We start from the raw sequence: 18,393 nt of genomic DNA, 5'->3' as shown, positions 1-18,393 counted from the left end.
ACCCAGCCATTTCCCGCTGCGCAGGCAGGTCGATGCCAGCCGGTTTCGCACACGCAGATTGCAGGCCAGATGCCTGTATTGGCCTGTGTCACACCGGGCATTCTGACGAATTGAAACAACGGAATCTCACAGTTGGCGGCTTTCGGCGAACCTCAAGCGTTCGCAACCTGCCAACGGATCAAAGCGAGCATGTGGATCTTTTATGCATGGATGGTCTTTATGGGTCGGAGGTCTTCACCTCCGCACTCGGCCGTCCGCGCTCTCAGGACTCCCGCCTCCCCGGCGTTGCCACTTTCACGCACCATGGTGAAACTGCGCGCGCATTTACTCGCTCCCATCCACGCGCCTTTGCCCCCTTTGCTGACATAACTCAATGATGGTCAGCAACCCGCGGCATCCCCGGCCATTCCTTTTCGTTTCAAGACGTCAGTCCGGCATCATCGGCTCCGACAGAGCCCGTCTTTGATTGAGAGTCACAGACGTGCCGCTACGACAGCGTATGGCTGCCGATAGGCGCGTCTTATAACGAATAAAGGAAACGCATCATGAAACGGATGCTTATCAACGCTACGCAGGCCGAAGAACGCCGCCTGGCCATCGTCGACGGTCAAAAACTCCTCGACTACGAAATCGAAATCGAAGGCCGCGAACAGCGCAAGGGAAACATCTACAAGGCAGTCGTGACACGCGTCGAGCCATCGCTCGAAGCCTGCTTTGTCGACTACGGCGAAGACCGCCACGGTTTCCTGCCCTTCAAGGAAATCTCGCGCCAGTATTTCGCCGAAGGCGTTCCCGCCAGCCAGGCGCGCATCAATGACGTGATCCGCGAAGGCCAGGAAATGCTGGTCCAGGTCGAAAAGGAAGAACGCGGCAACAAGGGCGCGGCCCTGACCACGTTCATCTCGCTGGCCGGCCGCTATGTGGTGCTGATGCCCAACAACCCGCGCGGCGGTGGCGTCTCGCGCCGCATCGAAGGCGAAGACCGGGCCGAACTCAAGGAAGCGATGGACCAGCTCGAATACCCCAAGGGTATGAGCATCATCGCGCGCACCGCAGGCATAGGCCGCAGCGCTCCCGAACTGCAATGGGATCTGAACTATCTGCTCAAGCTCTGGAGCGCCATCGACAGCGCGACCAAGGGCAAGGGCGCGTTCCTGATCTATCAGGAATCGAGCCTGGTGATACGCGCCATCCGCGATTACTTCAACAACGAGATCGGTGACATCCTCATCGATACCGACGACATCTACGAACAGGCCCAGCAGTTCATGGCGCACGTGATGCCCGAGCACACTGCCCGGGTCAAGCGCTACCGCGACGACGCCCCGCTGTTCAGCCGCTTCCAGATCGAACACCAGATCGAGTCGGCCTACTCGCGCACCGTGACCCTGCCCTCGGGCGGCGCGGTGGTGATCGACCACACCGAAGCCCTGGTCTCGGTGGACGTGAACTCGGCGCGCGCCATCAAGGGCGGCGACATCGAGGAAACGGCCACGCGCACCAATCTCGAAGCCGCCGACGAAGTCGCGCGCCAGATGCGCCTGCGCGATCTGGGCGGCCTGATCGTGATCGACTTCATCGACATGGAAGAGTCGAAGAACCGCCGCGAAGTCGAGAACCGCCTGCGCGATGCGCTGCGCCAGGACCGCGCCCGCGTGCAGTTCGGCAGCATCAGCAAGTTCGGCCTGATGGAAATGAGCCGCCAGCGGCTCAAGCCCGCGCTATCCGAAGGCGCGCACATCAACTGCCCACGCTGCGGCGGTTCGGGCCATATCCGCGACACCGAGAGCTCGGCGCTGCAGATCCTGCGCATCATCCAGGAAGAGTCCATGAAGGACAACACGGCCGCCGTGCACTGCCAGGTGCCGGTCGAAGTGGCTTCGTTCCTGCTCAATGAAAAGCGCACCGAGATCGCCAAGATCGAACTCAAGCAGCGCGTGTCGGTGCTGATGGTGCCCAACAAGTCGCTGGAAACCCCGCACTACAAGCTCGAGCGCCTCAAGCACGACGACCCGCGCCTCGAGAACCTCGACGCCAGCTACAAGCTCGCCGACGAAGTCGAAGCCAACACCGCCGTGACGCGCCGCTCGCAGGAGCCGACCAACAAGCAGACGCCGCTCATCAAGGGCGTGCTGCGCGATACGCCCGCTCCCGTCGCCGAGCCGCGTCCCGAAGCCGCGCCGCGCGCTGCCGCACCCGCGGGCGCCGCTGCGCGCCCTGCAGGCGCTGCGGCCCGCCCGGCGGCCGCGCCCCGCGCTACGGCCGCCGCACCGCGCGAGCAAGGCTTCTTCGCCTGGCTCAAGAACCTGTTCGGCTTTGGCACCGCTCCAGTGGAAGCCGCGCCGGTCACGCCCGCACCCGAAACGCCGGCAGCGCGCGAAGCGCGTGAAACCCGCCGCGACGGTCGCCCTGGCGAGAACCGCGGTCGCCGCGGCGAGGGCCGCCCCGGCGAGCGCAACGGCCCGCGCGAAGGCGGCCGTGAAGGTGGCCGCGATGGCGGCCGTGATGGCAGCAACGCCGGTGAAGGCCGTGGTCGCCGTGGCGAGCGCGCCGACGGTCGCAACGGCCCGGGCCGCGACGGCGAACGCGCCGAAGGCCGCAACAGCCGCAACGACCGCCCTGAAGGCGAACGCAACAGCCGCCCCGAAGGCGAGCGCAACGGCCGCAACCGCGGCGAACGTGGTGACCGCACAGGCCGTGAACAGGAAGCACGCCAGCCGCTGGAAGCCGCCGCACATCTGGCGCAAGTCGGTGCGGTGGACGGCGAAGTCTCGCTCGAGGCCGATGGCCGCGGCGAACGCGCACCCCGTCGCGAACGCGGCGAGCGCGCAGAGCGCCCCGAAGGCAACGCCCGCCGTGAACGTGGCGAGCGCCGTGAACGCGCTCCCCGCCCTGCCGAGGCCCCAGCGGCCGAAGGCCAGCCCCAGGACCTGAACGCTCCCGTGCTCGAAGCGGCTGTGGTCGAAGGCGAAGGCTTGCCCCAGGCCACGAATGCCGAAGGCGAACCCCGCCAGCGCCGTTCGCGCGACCGCTACGGCCGTGATCGCCGCGAGCGCGGCGAGCGCCCCGCGCGTGACGCCGCTGCCCAGCCGGCATTCGATGCCGCCGAGCCCGCCGAAGGCCAGGCCCAGGTGTTTGTGCCCGAGCAGAACGACGCCGAGCCCGCGCGCCGCAGCTACTTCAGCGCCACCCCCGCCGAAACCGCAGCACCTGCAGCCCAGCCAGCAGTCGCGCCCGTGGTCGCAGCGCCCGCAGTTGCGGCACCGGTCGCAGCCGCGCCCGTGGCGCCAGCGCCTGTAGAGGCCGACGTGGCCGCACCGGTCGCCGCTCCCGTGGCACAAGCTCCGGTGCTCGCGCCGGTCGAGATCGCCCCGGTCGCAGCTCCCGTAGCAGCTCCCGTAGCAGCTCCCGTAGCAGCTCCTCAGGCTGCAGCGCCCGTCGCCGCCGGTCTGCCGCAGATCGCCAGCTTCACGCTGCCCGTCGATGCGCTGCATGGCATTGCGCGTGAATCGGGCCTGGAATGGGTGAACTCGGACGCCGCGAAGATTGCCGCCGTCCAGGCAGCGATCGCCGCCGAACCCAAGCCCGTGCATGTGCCGCGCGAGCGCCCCGCGCCCGTGGTGCTCGACGAAGGCCCGCTGGTGCTGGTCGAGACCCGTCGTGACCTGCGCGACATGACTCTGCCGTTCGAGCAGTCCAGCAACGCTTAAATGCGCTGAAACCAGGGGCCTTCAGGGCCCCTGGTTGTTTCTGGGCCTGTTGTTTCCATTGATTCCGCTTTCCGTCCATGCTGCTGCTGCTGTCCCCCGCCAAATCGCTCGACTACGAAACCCCGCTGCCCGCGGGCCTCAAACACACGCTGCCCCCGTTCATCGCGCAATCGAGCGAACTCATCGATGTGCTGCGCCTGCAGACGCCGCAGTCGCTGGCCGAACTGATGGGACTGAGCGACAAGCTCGCGGCCTTGAATGTGGCGCGCTATGCGGCCTGGAGTCCCGAGTTCACCGCCGAGAACGCGCGCCAGGCGCTGTTTGCGTTCAACGGCGACGTCTATGAAGGCCTGCAGGCGGGCACGCTGTCCAAGCCCGACATCGCCTGGGCCCAGGATCACCTGGCGATGCTCAGCGGCCTCTATGGGGTGCTGCGCCCGCTGGACCGCATGCAGCCCTACCGGCTCGAGATGGGCACGCGCCTGGCGACGCCCGCGGGCAGCAACCTCTATGCGTTCTGGGGCCGGCAGATTGCCGAGCACCTGAACGAGCGCCAGAAGGACCAGACCGATCCGGTCGTCGTCAATCTCGCGTCGCAGGAATACTTCAAGTCGGTGGACCGCAAGCACCTGCGCGCGCGCGTGGTCGAGTGCGTGTTCGAGGACTTCAAGGCCGGCAAGTACAAGATCATCAGCTTCCACGCCAAGCGCGCGCGCGGCATGATGGCGCGCCACGCGGTGCGCGAGCGCCTCACGCGGCCCGCGCAGTTGCAGGGTTTTGCGGCCGAAGGCTATGCTTTTGCCGATGCGGTCTCGACGCCCGAACGGCTGGTGTTCCGTCGCCGGGCCGACTGATCGCATCCACACCGGACCCGCTTTTTTTCGCTCAGGTGAAAATAGGCGGTCAGGCCCAGGCCGCATCCCCCCTGATTGCCATGTCCCAATCCATGACTTCCTCCTCGTCAGCGCAAGGCCAGGCTGTTGCCGGCGCCTCCCCGCAACTGCTCCAATGGATAGACGAGCAGCGCCGCATCGGCGTGCTCGACGCCACCATGCTCACGGCGATGACCGCCGCGGGCTGGAATGAAGCCGTGGCGCGTGAAGCCCTGCAGGGGCCGGCCCAGCGCGCCGCGCCCACCTCGGGCCTGCCCGAACCCAACCTCGCGGGCGAGCCCGGCATGATCGATGTCGGCGATCGCCAGGTGCGCGTGCTGATGAGCATGAAGGCGCCGCGCGTGGTGCTGTTCGGCCAGATCCTGTCCGATGCCGAATGCGCGGCGCTGATCGATGCCGCCAAGCCCAGGCTTTCGCGCTCGCTGACCGTTGAAACCACGTCGGGCGGCGAGGAAATCAACGCTGACCGCACCAGCGACGGCATGTTCTTCCAGCGCGGCGAGCTGCCGCTGGTGCAGCAGCTCGAGGAGCGCATTGCGCGGCTGCTCAACTGGCCGATTGAAAATGGCGAAGGCCTGCAGGTGCTGCGCTACGGCCCGGGCGCCGAGTACAAGCCGCACCACGACTATTTCGCGCCCGACGAGCCCGGCACGGCGACCATCCTGCGCCGCGGCGGCCAGCGCGTGGGCACCCTGATCATCTACCTCAACGAACCCGAGCAGGGCGGCGCGACGATCTTCCCCGAATCGGCGCTGCAGGTCGTGCCCCAGCGCGGCCATGCGGTGTTCTTCAGCTACGACCAGCCCGATCCCGGCACGCGCACGCTGCACGGCGGCGCGCCCGTGATCAAGGGCGAAAAATGGATTGCCACCAAATGGCTGCGCGAAGGCAGATTTGATTAAGCCGGGCCTTGCGCCCGGGATCTGGCCGCTACTGCCGGGCTGGCCGGCCCACTTCGGCGCCTCGGCGCCGCATCTCCAAAGATTTTCCGAATGAACACCCCTGAACACTCGCAGCTGGGCAAGACCTCTGCGTATATCGACCAGTACGACGCCAGCCTGCTGTTTCCGCTGCCGCGCCAAACCAAGCGCGCCGAGCTGGGACTGGACGCGCAGCCGCCGTTCTTCGGCGCCGACCTATGGACCGCGTTCGAGCTGTCGTGGCTCAACCTGCGCGGCAAGCCCCAGGTCGCGCTCGCGCATGTGACCATTCCCTGCGAGACGCCCAATATCATCGAGAGCAAGTCGTTCAAGCTCTATCTCAACAGCTTCAACAATGCGCGCTTCGCCGATGCCTCGGAAGTGCTGGCGCGGCTGCGCGCCGACCTGGGAGAAGCCGCCTGGCGCGGCAGCGACCAAGGCTCCAGCGTGGGCGTGACGCTGTTGTCGCCCGAGATGTTCGACCGCCAGCAGGTGCATGAATTCGACGGCATCAGCCTCGACCGCCTCGACGTCGAATGCACGCACTACCAGCCCGCGCCCGAACTGCTGCGCGCCGACGACAGCCAGCCCGCAGTGACCGAAACGCTGACCAGCAACCTGCTCAAGAGCAATTGCCTGGTCACGGGCCAGCCCGACTGGGGCAGCGTGCAGATCCGCTATACGGGCGCGAAAATAGACGAGGAAGGCCTGCTGCAGTACATCGTGAGCTTTCGCAACCACAACGAATTCCACGAGCAGTGCGTGGAACGCATCTTCATGGACATCTGGCGGCGCTGCGCTCCGCTCAAGCTGTCGGTCTACGCGCGCTACACGCGCCGCGGCGGCCTGGACATCAACCCGCTGCGCACCAGCCATCCGCAGGCGCTGCCGGCGAACGTCCGCAACGCAAGACAATGAATATGACCCCCACGCTGGCTCGCTTCGCGTAGCTGCGCTGGGGGGGCGAAGCCCCCCAGATGCGTTTTGTCTGGGCGGCCCGGCGGCGGCTTGTCTGACCCCCACGCTGGCTCACTACGCGTAGCTCGCTCCGGGGCGCTCAGCCCCCCGGTGAAAAACCTCAATCCAGCCTGAACACCGCCACCGACCGGCGCAGCATCTGCGCGCGGTTGCCCAGCGAAGCGGCCGATGCGGCCGACTGCTCGACCAGCGCGGCGTTCTGCTGCGTCACCGCGTCAAGCCGCGCCACGGCTTCGTTGACCTGGCCTATGCCCGCCGACTGCTCGCGCGTGGCAATGCTGATCTGGTGCACCAGGCTGCCCACGCGATCCACGGCCGTGACCATGCCCTGGATGGTGTCGCCGGCCTGGGCCATGCGCGCATTGCCGTCGTTGATGCCTTCGACGGTGCTGTTGATCAGCGTGCCGATTTCCTTAGCCGAAGCCGCGCTGCGCTGCGCCAGCGCACGCACTTCGCCGGCCACCACCGCAAAGCCACGGCCCTGCTCGCCCGCACGCGCGGCTTCGACGGCCGCGTTGAGCGCCAGCAGATTGGTCTGGAAGGCAATGCTTTCGATCACGCCAATGATTTCTCGCATGCGCGTCGAAGAGCCGCGAATGCGCTCCATGGCTGCGCCGACTTCCTGGATGGCCGCGCCGCTGCGGCTGGCCACCTGGGTGCTCTGCTCGCTTTCACCGGCCATGCGCTGCGCGGTCTCGGCGGTCTGGCTCACGGTGCCCGACAGTTCCTCCATCGACGCCGCGGTCTGCTGCAGGCTCGTGGCCTGCGATTCGGTGCGGTTGGCAAGGTCGGCGCTGCCCTGGGCAATTTCCTGCGAAGTCTGGGCAAAGCTCTGCACATCGTGCAGCAGATCGCCGAGCACGGCGCGCAGATTGATCTGGATCTGCTGCATGCGCCGCAGCAGGTTGCCCATTTCGCCCGCGTAGCGGTTGTCAGGGGCGGTCATGAGGTTGCAGCCCGCAAGGTCGGAGGCAAACTGCCCCGCGGCTTCGAGGCCCGAGGCACAGCGCGATTGAAAACGCCACAGCACCCAGGCCGAGCCCAGCGCCAGCACCAGCAGGCGCGTGCCCCAGGCCAGGGGCCCGGACCAGCCGAGAACATCGGGCAGCAGCGTCAGCAAGGCCACGACGGCCAGCATCAGCGCCATGCGCGCCGTGAGCCCCAGGTCATGCCACAGACCCGCAATGGAGCGCCAGCCCAGGTAGCGCACCTCGCCGCCGCGCAGCCGCAGTGTCGCCTGACCCGCGGCCTCCTCGGCGCGCATGCGCGCATACAGCGCCTCGGCTTCGCGCACTTCGTTGGCCCCAGGCTTGCTGCGCACCGACATATAGCCGTTGGGCTTGCCGTTCTGCATGATCGGCGTGACGTTGGCGCGCACCCAGTAGTGATCGCCGTTCTTGCGGCGGTTCTTGACCAGGCCGGTCCAGGGATAGCCATGGGCGATGGTGCGCCACATGTCCTTGAAAGCCGCGGCCGGCATGTCGGGGTGGCGCACCAGGTTGTGCGGCTGGCCCATCAGTTCTTCATAGGAATAACCGCTGACGCGCACGAAAGCGGCGTTGCAATGGGTGATTTCGCCCTTGGTATTGGTGGTAGACACCAAAAGCTCACCGTCAGAAAAATCATGGTTGTTTTGGCTGACGGGCAAATTGACACGCATGCGCAGTACTCCTCGGGATGACTTGTTTTATGTGTTGTACAGGCACGACCTGGCCGCGCCCAGCCCCTCTCGAGGGTCTAACCCACGATCATCGCATAGCGCGCCCGGCTTTCCCCGGCTAGAACAGCGACGCAGTAAAAGGGTCGGCTTCCGGGCGCGTGCGCCGGGCAGGGGCTTTGAGCGGAGCGGCCTGCTCGCCCGCCTTGACCAGCGCGCCCACGCGCACGCCCAGCAGCCGCAGGCGCTGGCTCAGCGGCACGCGCTTGAGGCATTGGCCGGCCGCGCGGCGAATCGCCGCGGCATCGGCAATCGGCAGCTCCAGCGTCATGTCGCGCGTCGCGGTCTTGAAGTCGGCGTAGCGCAGCTTGATGCCTATGGTGCGGCCCGAATAGCCTTTGCGCTGCAGGTCGGCAGCGACCTGTTCGCACAGCGCGGTGAAGACCTGGGCGAGTTCCGCGCGGTCTTCGCGCGCATGCAGATCGCGCTCGAACGTGGTCTCGCGACTCATGCTCACGGGCTCGCTTTCGGTGACCACGGGGCGGTCGTCGCGGCCCCAGGCGGCTTCGTGCAGCCAGGCGCCATAAGCCTTGCCGAAATGCTGCAGCAGCCAGGCGCGCGGGCGCGCCGCGAGATCGGCGATGGTCTCTATGCCCAGTGCCTGCAGCTTGGCCTCGGACTTGGGGCCTATGCCGTTGATCTTGCGACAGGCCAGCGGCCAGATCAGCGCCTGCAGGTCTTCGGCCTGGACAATGGAAATGCCCTGGGGCTTGTTGAATTCGCTGGCCATCTTGGCCAGCAGCTTGTTGGGCGCGACGCCGATCGAGCAGCTCAGCCCCGTGGCATCGGCGATCGCGCCCTGCATCAGTTTGGCCAGCGAACGCCCGCCCTGGCGCTGGCCGCCGGGCACGTGGGTGAAGTCGATGTAGACCTCGTCGACGCCGCGGTCCTCCATCAGCGGCGCCATCGACAGCACGATCTCCTTGAACCAGCGCGAATAGCGCCGGTATTCGGCGAAGTCCACGGGCAGCAGGATGGCCTGCGGGCACAGGCGCGCGGCCTTCATCAGGCCCATGGCCGAGCCTATGCCGAACTGGCGCGCCGCATAGGTCGCGGTGGTGATCACGCCGCGGCCGGTGTAGTCCTTGAGCAGCGGAAACTCCTCGACCGGAATGGACGACAGCGGCTGGCCGGCATAGCGCTGCAGCAGCGCGTTGTCGGGTGCGCGCCGGCCGCCGCCTATCACCAGCGGCAGGCCCTTGAGCTGCGGGTAGCGCAGCAGTTCGACGGAAGCGTAGAACGCATCCATGTCGAGATGGGCAATGCGGCGCGGCAGGGGCGTTTCGGCAGTCACCCAGGGATTGTGCGGGCAGCGGCGCGGGCGCGCCGGCAGGCCATCAATACTCCAGCGTGACCATGACCAATCCGCAAAGCATCAGCAGCATGCCGATCTTTTCCGGCCAGCTCAGCGGCTCGCGCAGCACGCGGCGCGAGACCAGGTAGCTGAACACCACCTCGACCATGCCCAGCGTGCGCACCTGGGCCGCGCCCTGCATCGCATAGGCGCTGAACCAGGCGAGCGACGCGGCCGCGCCCATGCTGCCCGCGACCAGCGACACGCGCCAGGCGCGCCACACGGGCGCAATGCCGCCGGGATGGCGCCAGGCGACCCAGGCGCCCAGCACCAGCGACTGCAGCGTCTGGGCCAGCGTCACGCCCCAGGCGCCGTTGATCCAGGGCGACGATTCGCCCAGCGCCAGCGCGGCGCCGCGAAAGCCCACCGAGGCAATTGCAAAGCAGGCGCCGCAGGCCAGGCCGTAGAGCGCCGAGCGGCTGAACCAGGCCGACATCGACCAGCGCTTGTCGCGCGCCGGCAGCGACAGCGTGAACACGCCTATGGTGGCGATGACCATGGCGACCACGGCCAGCGTCGTCGGCAGTTCGTGCAGGAACACGCTGGCAAACAAGGCGACCTGCAGCACTTCGGTCTTGGACAGCGTCACCGCCACCGCGAAGTTGCGCTCTTTCATTGCCAGCAGCAGCATCGCCGTGCCGCCCACCTGGAACAGCGCGCCCAGCGCGATCCAGGCCAGATAGGCCAGGCTGAAATGCGGCAAGGCGCGCGGCGTCAGCAGATAGAGCAGGCCCAGCCATAGCAGCGCGAACGGCAGGCCGTAGAGAAAGCGCACCAGCGTCGCGGGCAGAGTGCCTATGGCCTGGGTCAGCGAGCGCTGGGCCGCGTTGCGCGCGGTCTGGGCCAGGGCCGCGAACAGCACCATGGGAACCCAGAGCCAGGAGAAATCGATCAGAGAGGAGGACATGCGGCGGACCAGAAGATGGGGCCGAATGCCCCTGCGCCGAGCATAGCGCCCGCCGCCTGCGCGCGGCTGCGCTTTTGGCGAGGCGCGCCGCAGCGATCAGCGATTGCTGCGACGGCGCCGATCAAGCCGCGGGAAAGGGCAAGGGATAGCTGCCCGGCACCAGGATGGAGCGGTCCACCTGGTCGATCTGCGTGCGGCCGCAGAACGCCATGCTGATGTCGAGTTCGCGCTGGATGATCTCCAGCGCGCGCGTCACTCCGGGCTGGCCGTAGGCGCCCAGGCCGTAGAGAAAGCTGCGCCCGATCAGCGTGCCCTGCGCGCCCAGAGCGCGGGCCTTGAGCACGTCCTGGCCGCTGCGAATGCCGCCGTCCAGCCAGACTTCGATGTTCCTGCCCACAGCCTCCACGATCGAGGGCAGCGCCGCAATCGACGAGGGCGCGCCGTCGAGCTGGCGCCCGCCGTGGTTGCTCACCACCAGCGCGTCGGCGCCGCTGTCGACCGCATGGCGCGCGTCTTCCGCATCCATGATGCCCTTGAGAATGATCTTGCCGCCCCAGCGCTTCTTGATCCATTCGACATCGGCCCAGCTCAGTTGCGGGTCGAACTGCTCGGCGGTCCACGCCGACAGCGACGACAGGTCGGACACGCCTTTCGCATGGCCCACGATGTTGCCGAAAGTGCGCCGCTGCGTGCCCAGCATGCCCAGGCACCAGTGCGGCTTGGTCGCGAGATTGATCAGGTTGCGCAGCGTGGGCCGCGGCGGCGTCGACAGGCCGTTCTTGATGTCCTTGTGGCGCTGGCCCAGGATCTGCAGATCGAGCGTGATCTGCAGCGCCGAGCAGTTGGCGGCCTTGGCGCGATCGATCAGGTTCTCTATGTATTCGCGGTCGCGCATCACATACAGCTGGAACCAGAACGGGTGGCGGTCAGTGGCCTGGGCCACGTCCTCGAGCGAGCAGATGCTCATGGTCGACAGCGTGAACGGAATGCCGAAGGCCTTGGCCGCGCGCGCGCCCAGGATCTCGCCGTCGGCATGCTGCATGCCCGTGAGCCCCGTGGGCGCGATCGCCACCGGCATGGCCACGTCCTGGCCCAGCATGGTGCTGCGCGTGCTGCGGCCGCTGAGGTTCACGGCGACGCGCTGGCGCAGCAGGATGCGCCGGAAGTCGTCTTCGTTGGCGTGGTAGGTGCCCTGGGTGTACGAGCCTGAATCCGCATAGTCGTAGAACATGCGCGGCACGCGGCGCTGGGCCACGGCGCGCAGGTCTTCTATGCAGGTGATTTTGGAAAGATCGGATGCCACTGTGCCCCCTTTTTTAATCAGGCTGCATCGTAATGCGCGGCGCCGCCGCCGTGGGGGCTGGGGTGCTGAAAGGATTTCTGGGGACGTGAAATTTTCTCCGCCGCCAGCTTCGTATTGAGCCCATCGCGGCATGAGCGGCCCGTGCTCGAACAAAGGACGGGACTGTTGTTTGCGGCGGCCGTTGTTTGCGTCCGCCGTTCACCCTTCGACAAGCTCAGGGCGAACGGGGAAGGGCCACAAGCTCAGGGCGAACGGGGAAGGGCCACAAGCTCAGGCCCAACGGGGAGGCCCGTTGAGCGCAATGTCTGCAGCCCGTTCGTGGTGAGCCCGTCGAACCATGAACGGCCCGCCCTCAGCCAGACCTACCGCACCCCGGCCCCGCGCACCTCGAATGCCACGCTGTCGAGCACCACCCCCTTGGCATCGCGCAACTCCATGCGGTGGCGCCCCGGCCATGGCAGCCAGGCCCAGTGCGCGCCGCGCGCGACCTCCTTGCCGTCGAGCCACCAGCGCAGCGCGCGCGTGTCGCCGGCCGCGAGCCGGGCGGCGAACTGCAGGCGCTGGCGATCGGGCGGAATGTCGGGGTCTAGCGCGATGATGGTGCCGGGCGCGGGCCGCGCGATCCGGCCTTGCGCTACGGCCGCCAGCGAGGGGGCAGCGCCCTGCTCGAGCGCAAACAGCGCCTGCTGCGTTCCCGGCAGAAACCATTCGCTGCGCGCCGCGGCCAGCGGCTCGCCGCTGGCCGGATCGGGGCCGTAGCGCACATCGGCGCGCAGCAGCGCGGGCTGCCTGGCAGAAGCAGCCGGCGGCTGGGGCGCGCGGCTGGGCCGCTGCGCATGCAGCAGCCCCATCAGCTCGGCCCAGATGGGCGCGGCGCCGCTGCTGCCGCTGACGCCATGCATGGCTTCGCCGCCCGCGTTGCCGACCCAGACACCCACGGTGTAATGCTGCGACCAGCCCACGGCCCAGTTGTCGCGCATGTCCTTGCTGGTGCCGGTCTTCACCGCCGTCCAGAAGCGCGTGGCCAGCACGCTGTCGGTGCCGAACGTGGGCGCGCGCGCGTTGCCGTCGGACAGGATGTCGCCGACGATGAACGCCGCACGCGCATCGAGCGCGCTCCTGCAGGCCGGCGCAGGCCGTGGCGCTGCCGGCAGCGTCGCCTCGGCCACGGGCCGCCAGCAGCCGCCGTTGGCCAGCGCGCGATAGGCATTGGTCAGCTGCAGCAGCGGCACTTCGGCGCTGCCCAGCGCCAGGCTGTAGCCGTAGTAGCTGCCGCTTTCGCGCAGCGGCATGCCCAGCGCGCCCATCTGGGCAAAGAACGCGTCGGGCGAGACCATGGCCAGCGTGCGCACCGCCGGCACGTTGAGCGAGGCCGCGAGCGCCGTGCGCACCGAGACCCAGCCCTTGAAGCGCCGGTCGTAGTTCTGCGGAATGTAGAGGCCGCCGGCCGTCGGAATGTGGGCCGAGGAGTCCTCGATCAGCGAGGCCGCCGTGAGCCGGCGCTCGGCCAGCGCCTGGCCATAGAGAAACGGCTTGAGCGTGGAGCCGGGCTGGCGCAGGGCGAGCACGCCGTCGACTTCGCCCGCCTGGCTCAGCGCGCCAGATGAACCCACCCAGGCCAGCACTTCGCCGCTGGCGTTGTCGAGCACCAGCACCGCGCCGTCCTCGACATTGCGGCCCTGGAGCTCGCGCAGATGCTGCTGCAGGCTGCGCATCGCCTGGCGCTGCAGCGGCGCGCTGAGCGTGCTGCGCAGGCGCGCGGGCAGCTCCTGGCCGGCGTCGGTTCGTCCCGAGCCTGTCGAAGATTGGACGGCCTGCGCGAGCACGCGCCGCGCGAAATGCGGCGCCACGCCTTCGGCCGCGGGCCATTGGCGCTGCTGCAGGCTGCTTTCGGTGAACAGCTGCAGCGCCGCGCAATCGATCTTGCGCGCCTGCAGCTTTTCGAGCAGATCGCAGGCGCGCTGCGCGACACGCTGCGGCGCGGCATTGGGCGCGCGCACCAGCACCGCGGCAACGGCGGCTTCGCGCGCGTCCAGCCCATGGGCGGCCTTGCCGAACAGCGTGCGCGCCAGCGCGTCTATGCCCACCAGCTCGCCGCGAAACGGCACCATGTTCAGATAGGCCTCGAGAATCTGGTCCTTGCGCCAGCGCCGGTCAAGCACCTGCGCGGCCACGGTCTGGCCGACCTTCTGCACCAGGGTGCGCCCGCCCGGGCCGCGGCGCCAGTCGCCGTCGACCAGGCCCGCGAGCTGCATCGTGATGGTGCTTGCGCCGCGCGTGCGCTGGTGCCACAGCCGGCCCCAGGCGGCCGACGACACCGCCGACCAGTCGACGCCGCTGTGTTCGTAGAAGCGGTGGTCCTCGCTGAGCACCAGCGCATTGCGCAGCGCCGGCGAAACATCCTGCAGCGCGACCCATTCGCCGCGGCGCACGCTGGCGTCGGTGCGCAGCCGCTGCAGCACTTCGCCCTCGCGCGACAGCACCAGCGTCTCGGAGGGGCGGTGGGCAGCGCGCACTTCGTCATAACTGGGAACGGCCCAGGCCGCGGGGGCGGCCATGCACGCCAGGCACCACAATGCCGCCGCGCGCCACGCGCGCTTGAGCTGCTCCATGGCCTCAGCCCAGCGTCAGCACGACCGGCTGGTGGTCCGATGCCTGGGTGTGGCCATCGGTCTGCCAGTCGCGCACGCGCGACTGCAGGCTGTCGCTGACCAGCATGAAGTCGCAGGCCACGGGCTCGGGCCCGTAGCGCCGATCGAACAGCTTGAACGTAGGCGGCTGGGGGTCGTCGGGGTGCAGCAGCCGCCAGCTGTCATGCCACTGGCCGGGCTGCAGTGCGCCCTCCTCGCCCGTCGCCCAGCGCGCCGTGAGCGCCGCGTACTCGGCCTCCTGCGGCTCGAAGTTGAAGTCGCCGCACAGCACCGCCTGGTGCGTATGCGACTTGGTCTGGAACGGCGAGCCGTCGCGGCATTCCTGCGGCGGCGCATCGGCAACGCTGCAGGCCGCGAGGTGCAGGCTGCGCAGCGCCAGCGCCTGGGCCATGCGCTGGGCCTTGGAGTAGTACTCGAGGTGGGTGGTCATCACACGTACCGCGCCCAGGCGCGCGTCCATCACCGTGACCACGGTGCAGATGCGGGGCATGCTGCGCACGCCGGCATCGGCCGGGTAAGGCAGCGGATAGTGCTGCACCTGCAGCGCGGGCAGGCGCGTGGCGATCAGATTGCCGAAGCGCTGGCGGCCGGTGGTCGTGAACTCATCGACGGCCGCGCCGAAGAACAGCTGCCAGCCGGGCAGCAGCTTCTGCAGCTGCGCGAGCTGGTCGCCGGGAGCGCCCTGCAGGCCCGGATAGTTGACCGCGATTTCCTGCAGGCACAGGACATCGGCGTCGGCAAGAGAACGCGCGCGTTCGATGATGCGCTGCGGGCTGACCAGGCCGTCGAGGCCACAGCACCATTGGGTGTTCCAGCTGAGGATTTTCATGCAAGCATTACACCCCAAGGCGGCAGCGGTCCAAGCCAGCAAATGCCGTCTGAGCGTCCCGGTCCCGGCGCTACTTGATGCCCGCGCGCATGAAGCTTTGCACGAACTGGCGCTGGAACAGCAGGAAGGCAATCAGCAGCGGCGCCGAGGTCATCAGCGTCGCGGCGGTGATCGTCGACCATTCGACGCCCTGCTCCACCGACGAGAACACCTGCAGGCCCACGGTGAGCGGCCGCGACTCCACGCTGTTGGTGATGATCAGCGGCCACAGGAAGTTGTTCCAGTGAAAGCTCACCGAGACCAGCGCGAACGCGGTGTAGACCGGCTTGGCCAGGGGCACATAGACGCGCCACAGCGTCTGCAGCGCGCTTGCGCCCTCGACGCGCGCGGCTTCGTCGAGCTCCCTGGGAATGCCCATGAAGGTCTGGCGCAGCAGGAAGATGGCGAACGCCGAGGCGAAGTAAGGCAGGCCTATGGCCAGCAGGCTGTCGACCAGGCCCAGCTTCGCCATGGTCTGGTAGTTCTCCACCAGCAGGATGTCGGGCATGATCATCAGCTGCACCAGCACCAGCGCAAACGCCACGTTCTTGCCGCGGAATTCATACCGCGCAAATGCATAGGCGGCCAGCGTGCTGAGCACCAGCTGCGCGGCCAGGATCATGGCCACCAGCAGCGTGGTGTTGAGGAAGTAGCGTGCAAACGGCGCGGCCTGCCAGGCATGGCGGAAGTTCTCCAGCGTCCAGGGCGCGGCGAGATCGAAGCGCGTGGAGAACTCCGCGGGGTGAAACGCCGTCCAGACCGCGTAGACCAGCGGCAGTATCCACAGCAGCGCCAGCAGCCAGGCGGCAAGCGTGTCCAGCCACGAGACCGTGTACAGCGCCGGGCCCTGGCGCGGCGAATCCTTGACTGCGCTCATTTGTAATGCACCCGCTTGTCCAACACGAAAAACTGGAACAGCGCGACGCTGGCCAGCACCACCACCAGCACCACGGTGATTGCCGCCGCATAGCCCGCGTCCCAGAACTTGAAGCCGACTTCGTAGAGGTGGTAGAGCAGCAGGCTGGTCGCGTTGTCGGGGCCGCCGCGCGTCAGGATGAACACATGGTCGACCAGCCGGAACGCATTCACCACGGCGTTGACCAGCACGAACAGCGTGGTCGGCATCAGCAGCGGCCACTGCACGCGCCGGAAGTAATACCAGCGCGACGCGCCTTCTATCGCGGCCGCTTCCTTGAGGCTGGGGTTGAGCGTCTGCAGCGCCGCGAGGTAGAAGATCATGAAGAAGCCGGCTTCCTTCCAGATCGCGACCAGCGTGATGCAGGCCAGCGCGGTCGAAGGATCACCCAGCCAGTTGTGCGACGGCAGGCCCAGCGCGCCCGTGATCTGCTCGAGCAGGCCGTATTGCGGCGTGTAGAAGAACAGCCAGATATTGGCCACGGCAATCATGGGCAGCACCGTGGGCGTGAAATACGCCATGCGCAGGAATGCGCGCCCGTGCATGCGTTCGTTGACCCACAGCGCCATCGCCAGCGCCAGGCCTATCGACAGCGGAATGGTCGCGCCCGCAAACCACAGGTTGTTGCGCACCGCCTGCCAGAACACCGGGTCATCGACCATCACCTGGTAGTTCTCCAGCCCCACCCAGTGGCCCGGCCGGCTGCCGCGCGGCGTCGAGAAGAAGCTGTCGATCAGCGTCGCCAGCGCGGGCCAGTGCGTGAACGCCACCAGCAGCGCCAGCGCCGGCAGCAGCAGCAGCAGCCAGGCATGCAGTGCATGCTGGCTGACTGCAGCACGCGGCGCGGCGAAGTTCGTGCCCGCGGCCATGGTCTTACTGGTAGCTGCGCAGCAGGCGGTCGGCTTCGCGCTGGGCGTCCTTGAGCGCCTGGGCCGAGGTCTTGCTGCCGTTGAGCGCGGCCTGCACGGCGTCGTTGAGCAGCTTGGTCACGCGCTGGTTGTCGTGCGTGGAGAACTCGGCGACCGACACCGGCAGCTGGTCACGCGCGACCAAAGCCTGCGGGAAATCCTGTCCGTATTTCTTCAGCACCGGCGTGTCGTAGGCCGCGGGCGAGACCGCCACATAGCCGGTGTCCATGCTCCACTGCGCGGCGCGCTCGGGCTGGGTGACCCATTTGATGAACTCGAACGCCGCCTGCTGCTGCGCCGGCGTCGACTTCTTGAAGATGTAGAAATTGCCGCCGCCCGTGGGCGAGCCCTTGCGCACATTGCCCGCGATCTGGCCCACGCCGAAGTCGAACTTGGCATTGGCCTTGAGGTTGGTCAGGTTGCCCGTGGTGGTGACGATGATTGCGGCCTTCTGCTCGATGAAGTCTTTGGGCGTAGTGCCCCACTCGACCACGCCGCTGGGGTGCACGCCGCTGCGCGCCAGATTGACCCAGTAGTCCAGCGCCTCGATGACCTTGGGATTGTCGAGCGTGACCTTGGTGCCGGTGTCGTTGGCCAGCAGCACGCCGTTGGGCGTGGTCAGCGTCTGCAGCATCCAGTAGCCAAAGCCCGTCGATGGAATCTGTATGCCGTACTGCACCACCTTGCCGCTGGCGTCCTTGCGCGTGAGCTTTTGCGCCGCCTCGCTCAGTTCCTTCCAGGTCTGGGGCGCGCGGTTCGGGTCCAGCCCGGCCTGCTTGAACAAATCCTTGTTGTAGTACATCACCACGGTGGAGCGCTGGAACGGCACGCCCCAGGTCTTGCCGCCGGTCTGGCTGTTGGCCATGAAGGCCGGGTAGAAGCTCTTGAGCCAGGCCTGGTCGTCGGCGGTCTTGACGAACTGGTCTATGGGGGCGATCGCGTCTTCGTCGATCAGCGTGAACATGTCGGTCGACAGCAGCACCGAGGTTGCGGGCGGCTTGCCCGACTTGTGCGCGGTCAGCGCCTTGACGATGGTTTCCTGGTAGGTGCCGGCGTAGATCGGCGTCACCTTGATGTTCGGGTTGGCCTTCATGAAATCGGCGGCAAAGCCGTCTATGGTCTTGGCAATCGCGCCGCCCACGGCCACGGGATAGTAGAACGGCACTTCGACCTGTGCCTGGGCCAGGGCCTGGCCGGACATGCCGATGGTGCCCATTGCGCCGGCGACGGCCAGGGTCTGGAGGAAGGTCTTGCGCTGCATGAAAGCT

The 18,393-nt window shown here is 67.5% G+C and carries 13 protein-coding genes; 4 read left to right on the top strand and 9 right to left on the bottom strand.

The annotated features are described in order from the left end of the window. Positions 1-545 precede the first annotated feature (545 nt). The 4 genes from ACSVDO_RS04730 to queF all read left to right on the top strand — a co-directional run bounded on the left by ACSVDO_RS04730 (position 546) and on the right by queF (position 6,441). A complete protein-coding gene (locus tag ACSVDO_RS04730) occupies positions 546-3,710 on the top strand; it encodes an Rne/Rng family ribonuclease (protein WP_489595139.1) in 3,165 nt (1,054 codons plus the stop codon). A 77-nt stretch (positions 3,711-3,787) separates the two neighbouring features. Next, the gene (gene yaaA / locus ACSVDO_RS04725) at positions 3,788-4,564 is read left to right on the top strand and encodes a peroxide stress protein YaaA (protein WP_332548706.1); all 777 of its coding nucleotides are present in this window, start codon (positions 3,788-3,790) and stop codon (positions 4,562-4,564) included. A gap of 80 nt (positions 4,565-4,644) precedes the next feature. Further along, on the top strand, positions 4,645-5,505 hold the full coding sequence (locus tag ACSVDO_RS04720) for a 2OG-Fe(II) oxygenase (protein ID WP_489595137.1): 861 nt from the start codon (positions 4,645-4,647) through the stop codon (positions 5,503-5,505). A gap of 90 nt (positions 5,506-5,595) precedes the next feature. Continuing rightward, complete coding sequence (queF, locus tag ACSVDO_RS04715; RefSeq protein ID WP_489595135.1) at positions 5,596-6,441, top strand: NADPH-dependent 7-cyano-7-deazaguanine reductase QueF; 846 nt, start codon at positions 5,596-5,598, stop codon at positions 6,439-6,441. A 160-nt stretch (positions 6,442-6,601) separates the two neighbouring features. On the opposite strand, the gene ACSVDO_RS04710 is transcribed toward queF, so the two are convergent. From ACSVDO_RS04710 to ACSVDO_RS04670, 9 genes are all read right to left on the bottom strand, one after another. Beyond that, the gene (locus ACSVDO_RS04710; protein ID WP_489595134.1) at positions 6,602-8,161 is read right to left on the bottom strand and encodes a methyl-accepting chemotaxis protein; all 1,560 of its coding nucleotides are present in this window, start codon (positions 8,159-8,161) and stop codon (positions 6,602-6,604) included. 118 nt (positions 8,162-8,279) lie between these two features. Continuing rightward, a complete protein-coding gene (gene dinB, locus ACSVDO_RS04705) occupies positions 8,280-9,467 on the bottom strand; it encodes a DNA polymerase IV (protein WP_489596333.1) in 1,188 nt (395 codons plus the stop codon). An 88-nt stretch (positions 9,468-9,555) separates the two neighbouring features. Continuing rightward, on the bottom strand, positions 9,556-10,479 hold the full coding sequence (locus ACSVDO_RS04700) for a DMT family transporter (RefSeq protein ID WP_489595132.1): 924 nt from the start codon (positions 10,477-10,479) through the stop codon (positions 9,556-9,558). Positions 10,480-10,600: 121 nt separating this feature from the next. After that, positions 10,601-11,782 carry an alpha-hydroxy acid oxidase gene (locus ACSVDO_RS04695; protein WP_332539214.1) on the bottom strand — a complete coding sequence of 394 codons (1,182 nt, stop codon included), beginning with the start codon at positions 11,780-11,782 and terminating at the stop codon, positions 10,601-10,603. Positions 11,783-12,144: 362 nt separating this feature from the next. Continuing rightward, positions 12,145-14,394, bottom strand: coding sequence for a penicillin-binding protein 1C (gene pbpC, locus ACSVDO_RS04690; protein ID WP_489595130.1), 2,250 nt, complete (start codon positions 14,392-14,394; stop codon positions 12,145-12,147). Between the two features lie 4 nt (positions 14,395-14,398). Further along, a complete protein-coding gene (locus tag ACSVDO_RS04685) occupies positions 14,399-15,262 on the bottom strand; it encodes an endonuclease/exonuclease/phosphatase family protein (protein ID WP_489595128.1) in 864 nt (287 codons plus the stop codon). Between the two features lie 70 nt (positions 15,263-15,332). Continuing rightward, positions 15,333-16,178 carry a carbohydrate ABC transporter permease gene (locus ACSVDO_RS04680; protein ID WP_489595127.1) on the bottom strand — a complete coding sequence of 282 codons (846 nt, stop codon included), beginning with the start codon at positions 16,176-16,178 and terminating at the stop codon, positions 15,333-15,335. Beyond that, the gene (locus tag ACSVDO_RS04675) at positions 16,175-17,086 is read right to left on the bottom strand and encodes a carbohydrate ABC transporter permease (protein ID WP_489595125.1); all 912 of its coding nucleotides are present in this window, start codon (positions 17,084-17,086) and stop codon (positions 16,175-16,177) included. Before ACSVDO_RS04675 ends, ACSVDO_RS04680 begins: the two co-directional genes overlap by 4 nt. 4 nt (positions 17,087-17,090) lie before the next feature. Beyond that, the gene (locus ACSVDO_RS04670) at positions 17,091-18,386 is read right to left on the bottom strand and encodes an ABC transporter substrate-binding protein (RefSeq protein ID WP_332682254.1); all 1,296 of its coding nucleotides are present in this window, start codon (positions 18,384-18,386) and stop codon (positions 17,091-17,093) included. Between the last annotated feature and the right edge of the window lie 7 nt (positions 18,387-18,393).

The sequence above is a fragment of the Comamonas sp. DB36 genome, assembly GCF_057914905.1.
This window is presented reverse-complemented; position numbering and strand designations above follow the sequence as displayed.

Excerpts from the sequence above, each read along its gene's own strand:
- ACSVDO_RS04730 (WP_489595139.1), top strand. The coding sequence starts at position 546 with ATGAAACGGATGCTTATCAACGCTACGCAGGCCGAAGAACGCCGCCTG.
- yaaA (WP_332548706.1), top strand. The coding sequence starts at position 3,788 with ATGCTGCTGCTGCTGTCCCCCGCCAAATCGCTCGACTACGAAACCCCG.
- ACSVDO_RS04720 (WP_489595137.1), top strand. The coding sequence starts at position 4,645 with ATGTCCCAATCCATGACTTCCTCCTCGTCAGCGCAAGGCCAGGCTGTT.
- queF (WP_489595135.1), top strand. The coding sequence starts at position 5,596 with ATGAACACCCCTGAACACTCGCAGCTGGGCAAGACCTCTGCGTATATC.
- ACSVDO_RS04710 (WP_489595134.1), bottom strand. The coding sequence starts at position 8,161 with ATGCGTGTCAATTTGCCCGTCAGCCAAAACAACCATGATTTTTCTGAC.
- dinB (WP_489596333.1), bottom strand. The coding sequence starts at position 9,467 with ATGGATGCGTTCTACGCTTCCGTCGAACTGCTGCGCTACCCGCAGCTC.
- ACSVDO_RS04700 (WP_489595132.1), bottom strand. The coding sequence starts at position 10,479 with ATGTCCTCCTCTCTGATCGATTTCTCCTGGCTCTGGGTTCCCATGGTG.
- pbpC (WP_489595130.1), bottom strand. The coding sequence starts at position 14,394 with ATGGAGCAGCTCAAGCGCGCGTGGCGCGCGGCGGCATTGTGGTGCCTG.
- ACSVDO_RS04685 (WP_489595128.1), bottom strand. The coding sequence starts at position 15,262 with ATGAAAATCCTCAGCTGGAACACCCAATGGTGCTGTGGCCTCGACGGC.
- ACSVDO_RS04680 (WP_489595127.1), bottom strand. The coding sequence starts at position 16,178 with ATGAGCGCAGTCAAGGATTCGCCGCGCCAGGGCCCGGCGCTGTACACG.
- ACSVDO_RS04675 (WP_489595125.1), bottom strand. The coding sequence starts at position 17,086 with ATGGCCGCGGGCACGAACTTCGCCGCGCCGCGTGCTGCAGTCAGCCAG.
- ACSVDO_RS04670 (WP_332682254.1), bottom strand. The coding sequence starts at position 18,386 with ATGCAGCGCAAGACCTTCCTCCAGACCCTGGCCGTCGCCGGCGCAATG.